Here is a 9,548-nt window from a genome sequence, read left to right on the forward strand (position 1 = left end):
CCACCCCGCTCTCAAAGGCCAATCCGTTGGCCGCCCCAAAGCCTCCTTCAATCAACCCGTGAAGGGTCCGCTACGCTGGGCGTGCGGCCACTGCGGCTAAGCCTTCGTGGTGATTGCGGCTTTGCGCCGTCTGTTCGGGGCCTGTCGAGCGGGGATGGTCCCTGCTCCGAGACAGGAGCTCGAACATGTCACTCACCATCGCACAGCGTCACGCTTGGAGCCTCGCCCGCACCCTGATGGTCTGCGTCACCCTGTTCCACGCCGGTTACGGCTATGCCGCCGTTCCAACATCCGAATTCGACGGCGATGCCGACAGCGTCGTTCGCGAATATGACCCATTCAACCCCTGACCGCGCCAAATCGCGTTGCGCCGCATGGCAGGATGCCCATCGGGTATTCATGTCCGCGGGCATTTCTGCTATGGATTCCATGCACATTGCGCTGTGGTGGTGGTGGAGAGCGCGTCCCAAACCCTTGGTTCCAAGGAGGACGCCATGCTGATCGGTTTTGCCCTGATAATCGTCGCTGTGTTTCTGTGCTGCGCGCTCTTGTACCGTCTTTCGATCTACGCCCTACCGCTATTCGTCTCCTTTCTCGCGGGTTCAGCGACCTACCGCAGCGGCAACGGCATTCTCGTTGCGCTCGCCGCCGCAGCCATCGCTGCGATCATCCTGCTCGCTGTTGCTCAACTCGCACTGGCGTTTGCCAAGTCTGATCTGACGCGGGCTGTGGTCGGCATCGCCTTTGCCGCGCCCGCTGCTGTTGCGGGTTATCACGCTGTCCACGGCATCGCTGCGGCGACCATGCCGCCAAGCGCATGGCAGTTCGTCATCTCGCTGCTTGGCGCTGCGATCGTCGCTGCTACATCTTGGACGCAGTGGAGCCGCGTACGCCCTTAGCTTCTTCGTTTTCCAAGCGCCGCCCGGCAAGTACAGGGCGGGTCTGGCACAGCCAGGTCAGCCGGTACGAGGCAGGCGTTGTGATCAAGTTGCAATTCCCGCCTGCTCCGTCTTGGGTCGGGTTGGTCTGGGCAGTTGCGGGGTCGGAGCAAGACCGAAAACCCGCAGCCAGTAAGGTACTGGGTCTTGACGAGCCGAATGCGGGGATCCCGATCAAACCGGCGGTGGCGCATCGCCGTTGCCGACGTCCGAGGTTGCGGGGATGACTAGCAAACGCACCATGTGACGATACCTTCCTCATCGCAGCTCGGTCTTGGAAGTCCGGGAAATGCCATGGCTCCCACTCAAGTGTGACCCGAGCCCAATGCCGCCTCTTCAATGGCTTTGGTTGGCAGGGGATGGCTTCGCCGCTTGATCCCTTGCTGCAACGCCGTCTGCACCGACTTTCTTCCCCTGGGTTTGCGACCCATTCCTCGCGAGGCAAGAAAGCCGTCTGGCCGCCGTCCTCCACTCTGTTCCGGTCCTGCGGATGCAGCGGGCGCAAGCCCCTGCCTTCAACCAGCCATCGAGGCCGCGATGGGCGCGGGCTCGACAAACTTGAAGGAAATCATCATGGCCAACATCGGAACTTTCACCAAGACCGGCAACGAATACAAGGGCGAGATCGTCACCATGTCGGTGCAGCAGAAGAACGTCCGCATCGTCCCCGAAACCAGCGACAACGAGAACGCACCGTCGCACCGGGTCTTCGTCGGCCGCGCGGAAATCGGCGCCGCCTGGACCAAGACCTCGAACGAAGGCCGCGACTATCTCTCGGTCAAGCTCGACGATCCCAGCTTCACCGCCCCGATCTTCGCCAACCTCTTCGACGACGAAGACGGCAAGAGCTACAACCTGATCTGGTCACGTGCCCGCCGCACCAACGGCGACTGATCGGAACGCCAGCGCCGCCCGGCAACCTGCCGGGCGGCGCTTCGGCTTGTTTAGGCCTCGCTAGCCGCGGACGGAATCACAAGGAGTTCGGATGCTTCGATCCCCAATGCCACCGACAGGCTTTCGATCTTGTCAATCGACGCACTATAGCGCCCGCGCTCCAGGCTGCTGACGTAGGTGCGATCAAGATGCGCACGGTGGGCCAATTCTTCCTGCGACAGTCTAGCCGCAAGGCGAAAGTGTTTCAGATTGGTGGCCAGAACCTCGCGCAATTTCATCGCACGCAATGACCACTGTTGCAGAGTATTTAACCACGGAGTATACTCTACAGGCCAATCAATCGGGCCAAATCAGCCACTTGGTAGACCAAGACGCTTATCCGAATGCGGGCACTATGCTCTCCAACAAGTCGGATAACCGTAAAAGTCACCATTTCGGAGAGGCTTCGTGCTATGCATACCGACATGATCAACGAGTCGAAGCGAAGGCTCGTCCTATGACGACACCGCCATTTGAGGACCGCGCGCCAGCCGATGATCGCATCACGGCTTATGACGAGCGGAATTTTGTCACATATTTACGGATACTTGACGCCGCTGAGGAAGGTGCAGACTGGCGCGAAGTGGCTCAAATCATCTTCGGCCTTGACGCCGCAGTCGAACCCGACCGCGCACGCCTGGTGCACGACAGTCATCTTGAGCGCGCGCGCTGGATGACCGCCCACGGCTATAAGCATCTTCTTGAAATGTCGCGCAAAGGTTGATTGAAATCGGCAATTCACGTTGAATCACATAGTCATTCATTTATCTTCACTCAGATTGTCGCACAATATCCCGCATCTTTGGTTACTTGCGGCTTATCCTTGATCCACAAAGACTTGATACTTGGCCTTTTCGCCTGTGCATGCAGGGGGCGCTATGTCCAGTGGTTCGTCATGGCGGTCACCATCGACCGCAGATCAGTATCAACACCATGACTATGCGGATTTTGCGCAGGAGTATCTGCAACGCAATGCCGACTATCGGCGCGACCATGCAGATACAGCAGCACGCATTGCCAAGAAGCCCGCTCTTGAAAGCAAAGAACAGGAGGGTCTGGCCGGGCGATGGGGCCTAAGCTTTCCCCACTGTGCCTGGGGCCGATCCGCGAACGGCACCAGCCTTATGGTCGCCCGCAACCGCAACCGATCTCGTCATGCTGGCGACTGCCAATACCGGGACCACTGTCCCGCTACTGCCCGGCTTTGATCGCCTCGCTGAGATAAGCTTTGGAACCGACTACCATTTGGTCGCCGCCAACGGCGACGCTCGGCTCCGCCTTTGCATTCACATGTCCCCGGCGCACTCGCATGACTGTCTGATCATCCCTCATGACAATCATTTGGCGGCCCGCCTTGCAGCGGCTGCGCGCTATGAAAAGGCAGCACATGGCCGTCGCCTTGGTACGGATCGGACCGCGTCGCCGCCTGCCTACCGGCGCGCCCGCCTTGCACTGTTGCTCGCCATCCATGATGGTCTTGAGGCTGGCGCATCAGCGCGCGACCTCGCCTTCAGCCTCGTCTTTGCGCGCCATCAGCCCTTGGCAGGTGCGGCATGGAAGGGTTCCGATGAACGTCGCCATACACTTCGTCTGATCGCTGAAGCTAGGAAAATGGTGAATGGCGGATATCGCGCATTGCTGCTTCGCGGATGATTTGCGTCAGGGGTGACAATCTTTGTCCCTGATATTCTGTCACTCCCTCCCAGCATTCCAGCTTCGCCATTGATCTCCGCAACCAGCGGCAGCCCGCCGCTGTGCTCGAACCTCAGCGGAGCAAGCCGATGGATGCCAGACCCACACCCGTAATAGCCCGCTTCTTGCGGACGCCCGATGCCGCTGTGCATCTGGGGCTGTCCGCAAGGACACTCGAAAAGCACCGCTGTTTCGGGACCGGGCCGGTCTACCGCAAGCTAGGCGGGCGCATTGTCTACTCGCTTACCGACCTTGATGCCTGGGCCGAACTGGGCCTGCGCCGTTCGACCAGCGATCCAGGCAAAGGTGTGGTCCACCCTGCCAAGCGGCTCGACGGCTACACGCCCCCGGTGCGGCGCTGAGCGATCTCGTGCGCCGCACTTCCCCCTTTCCGGTTTCTAGCCAGCAGCTTGAATTGTTCGTCAGCGCAGGCGGCGACATCGCGGCGCGCGACGCGCAGGATCTGATGGCTTGGCCCTTCTTCAGCCTAGCCAAGTCGAAGCGGGTGCGTCCGATCGACTTTCGGATGGGCGAGGTCTCGATCCTGGTCGAGGCGACCGCCGAACATGGCATGGCGACCATATGGGACGCCGACGTCCTCATCTGGGTAGCGAGCCAAATCGTCGAGGCGCGCGACATGGGCCGCCCGACATCACGGTTGATCGCTGCCACCCCGCATGAGATTCTCGCCTTCACCCGGCGTGGCACCGGCAAGGCGAGCTACGAACGGCTCAAGGCCGGGCTGGATCGGCTGCAATCGACTACGATCGCGACCTCGATCCGCCAGCGCGACGCACGGCGTCGGCATCGCTTCTCGTGGATCAATGAATGGAAAGAGCGGCTCGACGGTTCGGGCCGCGCGCTCGGGATCGAGATGATCGTCCCCGACTGGTTCTACGAAGGGGTGATCGACCAAGCACTCGTGCTGACAATTGACCCAGCCTATTTCGCGCTGACCGGCGGGCTGGAACGCTGGCTCTACCGCCTCGTGCGCAAGCACGGCGGCAAGCAAAAGGGTGGCTGGAGCTTCGATTTCCAGCACCTGCACATGAAGTCCGGGGCGCTCTCGCCGCCGAAGCGCTTCGCGTTCGAGCTGCGCGACATCGTGCGACGACAGGCACTGCCCGGCTACGCGCTCACCATCGAACACGCGCTGGGCCGTGAGCGGCTGAGCTTTGTTGCGATCCCACCCGATCCATTCGACGCGGCCATGCGGCGCGTCGGTCTTCAGCATGTGGATATGTCGTGATGCAACACGGACTATCAGGAACCGCCAGACTCGGACGATCAGGAACCGAAAGTTCGGACTATCAGGAACCGAAATGGCCTTCAAAGCCGCAGAAAACTGCGCCGAATTTCGCCCTTAACTTAGCTAACAAAGAATCCTTCGGATTCTTGCTAACGGACTCGGCGCTGTGGACGAATGGCGAAGCACCGCCGCGCAGGCCTGCCGAAACGAGGGTAAGCGATGGACCGCAGTTGACTCATGTCACGCTGTTCTGGCGCAAGGGTGAACGCGAGGACTGGCTTAAGTTCGGCAAGCCAGTAGCGGACCGGATTGTCAGCCGCAGTGAGCGCATCGAAAGCTATGCGGCGGGACAGCTGTTCGCTTTGGTGCGTTGGGCCTCCAATGATTACGGCACCATTCGCTCGACGCTCGACATCGTCCGTGCCGTTGATGGACACGAGCCTTGCACACCGGTGCCGCAGGTTGATCCGGGCGGAGACGTCCTGCTCAGCGTTCATGGCTGGCCGAAAGTCGCGCAGGTCTTCCGCCTGATCGACGCCATTGAGGCGACGGGTATCGACCCTTGTGACGTCGCGCACGATCATTGGCGCCACATCCACAACCGGATGGCGGGTCGCGAAGTTCCGCGCAGCTACAGCCCAGCGCGCCATCGCGCATGGCTCCAGCGCAAGGCGCTGTTGCCATGATCCGACGCAGCTTCGTCCTGGCTGGCGCCGTTGTGGCCGCTACGCTCGCGACGCTGACCGTTCCGGTCTCGCGTTACGCGGTATGGAACGCGACCGCCTCCGTTCCGACCGGGTTTTATGCCATCCGTGGCAAGGCAAGCCTGCACGTCGGGGAGCGGATCGCCATCGAACCGCCGCCCCAACTGCGCCGCTTGCTCGCGGAACGGCATTACCTGCCGACCGGCGTACCGCTCTTAAAGCGCATCGCAGCTGTGCGCGGCCAGCGCGTCTGCCGCTTCGCGCATGGCATCACCATCGATGGCCAATATGTCGGCGCGGCGCGTGCGCGCGACCGTCTCGGCCGCGCGCTGCCCGCATGGTTCGGTTGCCGAACACTGCGTGCCGGCGAGCTGTTTGTGATGAACCCGGCTGCGCCCGACAGTTTCGACGGCCGCTATTTCGGAGTGCTGCGCCTAGCCGATGCCATCGGCCGCGCGACGCCGGTTTGGACCGATGAAGCGGGCAACGGCGACTATGTCTGGTTCGCCGATCCCCGCGCCTCCGAGCCTTCCCCCACCGCAACCCAAGGAGACTAAACCATGCGTATTGGAACATTCATTGCCGCCGATGGCGGCTTTGCCGGGCATCTGCACACGCTGACGCTCGACATCGATCTTGTCCTCTTGTCCGCAGACCCATCGAACAGCGAGAACGCCCCTGACTTCCGCGTGATCGCCGGTGAGGGTGACGAGGCGCGCGAAGTCGGCGCGGGCTGGAAGCATGTCGGCGAGAAGGCCGGTGACTATGTCAGCATCCAGATCGACGACCCATCGTTCATCCAGCCGCTGCGCGGCAACCTGTTCAAGGGCAATGACAATGGACACGTTCTGGTCTGGTCACGTCCGTCCCGGCGTGAAAAGGCGGACTGAGCCATGCAGCAACGCCGCTTGGGGCTGGCCGCTTTCGCCGCACTCGCTCTGTTCGGTGCCGCGCCTGCCCCTGGGCAGGACGCTTCCGAACAGGTTACACCGCGCAACGTCGACATCGCTTCGCACGTCGCCGAGGCGTCGCAGCGCTTCGGCATCCCGGAGCACTGGATCTACGCAGTGATGCGCACCGAAAGCGCAGGCCGGATTGGAGCGGTGTCGTCCAAGGGTGCGCAAGGCCTTATGCAACTCATGCCCACAACCTGGGCGCGCCAGCGCGCCCGGTTCGGGCTTGGTCCTGACCCATTCGATCCACGCGACAACATCATGGCGGGCACATCATACCTTCGAGAAATGTATGACAGCTACGGCGCCTCCGGCTTCCTTGCTGCCTATAATGCTGGGCCGGGCCGCTACGAACAGTGGCGCGATAGTGGTCGTCCGCTCCCCGCCGAAACCCGCGCCTATGTCGCCAAGATTGCACCGATGCTGCAAACAGGCAGCGCGGCAACAGTCGTTGCCAGCGCATCGCCCGTGCAGCCGGTTCGCCCATCCTGGACACAGAGCCAGTTGTTCGCCGTGCGCGGAGATGAACCCACCGACGCATCCGGCAGCTTCGCCGCCGCCGCGCCGCCGACCTCCATTTCAACTTCGTCTGCGCCCCTGAACGGCCTCTTCGCCCCCGTTTCGGGGAGCCGTCCGCAGTGATTGACCGTTTGTCTTTCTGGCGTGTCATGGCGTGTTTCGGCGTGAGGAAGTGCGGAAGGTCAGCTGCAGGAGGGGAAGGTTCAGGAGGATGGCCAGATAAAAGCGCCGCCGTCGGTGTGGGTGTAGGTGATTGGAACAAGGCGATAATTTCAGCCGTCGCCCCACCAGCCCTGCTGGCTCTCTCCCCATTTTCTGTAATGTTTTCAATGCAAAATGCGCCGTCAGCCTTCAAGCGGCCTCAATTTGTGATCTTGCCGCAATGAGTGACGACGATTTCCGCGTTCGACCCGGCAAGGGGCGTAGCCGGGGCAGCGGCGGTGGTAAGCGGGCACAGTCCTTTATCGGCCAGGTTGTCAGCTACTCGATGAAAGGCGGGCACCGGCTCGCACGATCACGCTATTCCGGAACGGGGCGATCAGCACGAGGTCGGCGTGCCGGACTGGCCGCAAGATTACGGTCAACCAATCGCCGCGTGGTCGTCAAAGCGCGCGTGGTCCGGCACAAGGGAGCGCGGTTTCGAGCAGCACCACTCGCTCGCCATGTTGCCTACCTCAAGCGTGATGGCGTAACCCGTGACGGCAAAGAGGCAGGTCTCTTCGATGCAGGATCCGACGCAGCTGATGGCGACGCCTTTGCCGGACGCTGCGAAGAGGATCGACATCACTTTCGTTTCATCGTCTCTCCCGAGGACGCGGCAGAGCTCGAAGACATCCGGACCTTCACGCGTGAATTGATGGACGACATGGCCCGCGATCTGGGCACAAGGCTCGACTGGGTCGCGGTCGATCACTGGAACACCAACAATCCGCATGCCCATATCCTCGTTCGTGGTCGCGCCGAAGATGGCAAAGACCTCGTCATTGACCGCGACTATATCCGCGCCGGACTTCGTTCGCGCGCCGAGGAGCGCGTCACGGTGGAACTGAGTCCGCGCAGCGAACGCGAAATTGCCCAGGCCATCGCCCGAGAAGTTGATGCTGAACGCTGGACCAGCCTCGACCGGTCCTTGCAACGATTGGCGGATGACAATGCCGGCCTGGTCGATCTTCGCCCAAATCCCTCGGGCTATGACCGCTCCGACCATGCTCATCTGCTGGGCCGTGCCACCAAGCTGGAACGCCTCGGTCTCGCGGACCGTGTCGCCCCCGCCTGCTGGACGCTGAAGCCGGGCATCGAGCAAACATTGCGCGACCTTTCGATCCGGGGCGACATCATCAAAACCATGCACCGGGCAATGGGGGCAAGCGGACTTCGCCCTGACACAGGTCGCTTTGCGCTGCATGACGATCTGGCCGCCGACCCGGTGATCGGACGATTGGTCGCGCGCGGTCTGCATGATGAGCTGACTGGCAGCGCCTATGCGGTGGTCGATGCGACCGACGGGCGGACACACTATCTCCGGTTTGACGATATTGATCAAACCAGCGACGCCAAGCCGGGCGCGATAGTCGAACTTGGCCAGTGGCGTGATAATCGCGGTAATGACCGACAGTCTCTCTCGGTTCGGTCCGACCTGTCGCTTGCCGAACAGATCAGCGCGCCCGGCGCGACATGGCTCGATCGTCAGCTGGTCGCCCGTGAGCCTGTAGAAACCGCAGGAGGGTTTGGCGCAGACGTGCGCGATGCGCTTGCCGCACGTTCAGAGCATCTGGCAAGCGAAGGACTAGCGCGTCGGCAAGGCCAGCGGTTCATCTTCGCCAAAGACTTGCTCGATGAGTTGCGCAGCCGCGAATTAGCTGAGGCGACCAAGCATATAGCCACACGGTCGGGGCTGGAACATATACCGGCAAAACCCGGCGAACATCTTGCCGGGATATACCGCGAGCGCGTCCCGCTTTCGTCGGGACGCTTTGCCATGATCGATGACGGGATGGGCTTTCAGTTGGTGCCCTGGCGACCCAGCCTTGAACGTCATCTGGGTCAGGCCGTCAGCGGTACAATCAACGCTCGCGGCGGAGTCGACTGGAATTTCACCCGCAGCCGGACGCTGGGATTGTAGGCCATGCTTCTGTCTGGCCTCTTCGCCAAGCCTCGTCCTTTTTCGCCACATTACGCCAGCAGGAGTTCCGGCCTTGCGTCTGGCCAACGACCAATGATTGGGCTTGTCCGAAAGGAGAAAATCATGGCCGCAACCAAAATCCTATGGGGACAGATCCTCGCCGTGTTCCTGCTCGTGCTCACCGGCATCTGGGGTGCAACACAGTGGACCGCGTCCGCTCTGGCTTACCAGCCGGAACTGGGCACGCCGTGGTTCAAGCTGCTGGGTTGGCCAGTTTACCGGCCATACGACTTCTTCTGGTGGTGGTTTAGCTACGACGCCTATGCGCCAAAGATATTTGAAACCGGCGGGCTGATCGCCGTCACGGGCGGCTTTGCCTCGATCATCGCCGCCATCTCAATGTCAGTCTGGCGCGCCCGTGAGATGAAAACAGCCGCA

General features: G+C 61.6%; 14 protein-coding genes and 1 pseudogene. 14 read left to right on the top strand and 1 reads right to left on the bottom strand.

Going from position 1 to position 9,548, the window contains the following annotated elements; genetic code table 11:
• The first annotated feature begins 185 nt into the window (after positions 1-185).
• From ABL922_RS10780 to ABL922_RS10790, 3 genes are all read left to right on the top strand, one after another.
• Complete coding sequence (locus ABL922_RS10780) at positions 186-350, top strand: hypothetical protein (protein ID WP_349024219.1); 165 nt, start codon at positions 186-188, stop codon at positions 348-350.
• A gap of 144 nt (positions 351-494) precedes the next feature.
• Entirely contained in the window at positions 495-899 is a 405-nt protein-coding gene (locus ABL922_RS10785) for a hypothetical protein (RefSeq protein ID WP_349024220.1), read from the top strand.
• 612 nt (positions 900-1,511) lie between these two features.
• On the top strand, positions 1,512-1,832 hold the full coding sequence (locus tag ABL922_RS10790; RefSeq protein WP_120222397.1) for a DUF736 domain-containing protein: 321 nt from the start codon (positions 1,512-1,514) through the stop codon (positions 1,830-1,832).
• A gap of 50 nt (positions 1,833-1,882) precedes the next feature.
• Here the strand turns inward: ABL922_RS10790 and ABL922_RS10795 are convergent, their stop codons facing one another.
• Positions 1,883-2,110 (bottom strand): helix-turn-helix transcriptional regulator, encoded by a 228-nt coding sequence (locus ABL922_RS10795; protein ID WP_349024221.1) that lies wholly within the window; start codon positions 2,108-2,110, stop codon positions 1,883-1,885.
• Positions 2,111-2,226: 116 nt separating this feature from the next.
• Between ABL922_RS10795 and ABL922_RS10800 the strand changes: the two genes are divergently transcribed.
• The 11 genes and pseudogenes from ABL922_RS10800 to ABL922_RS10850 form a co-directional block, all read left to right on the top strand.
• Positions 2,227-2,595: a DUF2285 domain-containing protein gene (locus tag ABL922_RS10800; protein WP_349024231.1), complete on the top strand. Its 369-nt coding sequence runs from the start codon at positions 2,227-2,229 to the stop codon at positions 2,593-2,595.
• A gap of 154 nt (positions 2,596-2,749) precedes the next feature.
• Complete coding sequence (locus tag ABL922_RS10805) at positions 2,750-3,079, top strand: DUF6499 domain-containing protein (protein WP_349024222.1); 330 nt, start codon at positions 2,750-2,752, stop codon at positions 3,077-3,079.
• Positions 2,961-3,524 carry a DUF2285 domain-containing protein gene (locus ABL922_RS10810; RefSeq protein ID WP_349024223.1) on the top strand — a complete coding sequence of 188 codons (564 nt, stop codon included), beginning with the start codon at positions 2,961-2,963 and terminating at the stop codon, positions 3,522-3,524. The genes ABL922_RS10805 and ABL922_RS10810 overlap by 119 nt, the downstream gene beginning before the upstream one ends.
• Positions 3,525-3,652: 128 nt before the next feature.
• Positions 3,653-3,925: a helix-turn-helix domain-containing protein gene (locus tag ABL922_RS10815; RefSeq protein ID WP_349024224.1), complete on the top strand. Its 273-nt coding sequence runs from the start codon at positions 3,653-3,655 to the stop codon at positions 3,923-3,925.
• Positions 3,926-3,978: 53 nt separating this feature from the next.
• Positions 3,979-4,812, top strand: a complete 834-nt coding sequence (locus tag ABL922_RS10820; protein ID WP_349024225.1) for a replication initiator protein A — start codon at positions 3,979-3,981, stop codon at positions 4,810-4,812.
• 230 nt (positions 4,813-5,042) lie between these two features.
• Positions 5,043-5,498: a DUF2840 domain-containing protein gene (locus tag ABL922_RS10825; RefSeq protein ID WP_349024226.1), complete on the top strand. Its 456-nt coding sequence runs from the start codon at positions 5,043-5,045 to the stop codon at positions 5,496-5,498.
• Complete coding sequence (locus ABL922_RS10830) at positions 5,495-6,073, top strand: S26 family signal peptidase (RefSeq protein ID WP_349024227.1); 579 nt, start codon at positions 5,495-5,497, stop codon at positions 6,071-6,073. The genes ABL922_RS10825 and ABL922_RS10830 overlap by 4 nt, the downstream gene beginning before the upstream one ends.
• Positions 6,074-6,076: 3 nt before the next feature.
• The gene (locus ABL922_RS10835; protein WP_349024228.1) at positions 6,077-6,406 is read left to right on the top strand and encodes a DUF736 domain-containing protein; all 330 of its coding nucleotides are present in this window, start codon (positions 6,077-6,079) and stop codon (positions 6,404-6,406) included.
• A 3-nt stretch (positions 6,407-6,409) separates the two neighbouring features.
• Positions 6,410-7,111, top strand: a complete 702-nt coding sequence (locus ABL922_RS10840; protein ID WP_349024229.1) for a lytic transglycosylase domain-containing protein — start codon at positions 6,410-6,412, stop codon at positions 7,109-7,111.
• A 259-nt stretch (positions 7,112-7,370) separates the two neighbouring features.
• Positions 7,371-9,110, top strand: coding sequence for a DUF3363 domain-containing protein (locus ABL922_RS10845; RefSeq protein WP_349024230.1), 1,740 nt, complete (start codon positions 7,371-7,373; stop codon positions 9,108-9,110).
• 123 nt (positions 9,111-9,233) lie between these two features.
• A pseudogene (locus ABL922_RS10850) lies at positions 9,234-9,548 on the top strand (conjugal transfer protein TraG); the annotation flags it as partial.

This window comes from Sphingorhabdus sp. (genome assembly GCF_040079335.1).
In the GTDB taxonomy this organism is placed as follows: domain Bacteria; phylum Pseudomonadota; class Alphaproteobacteria; order Sphingomonadales; family Sphingomonadaceae; genus Sphingorhabdus_B.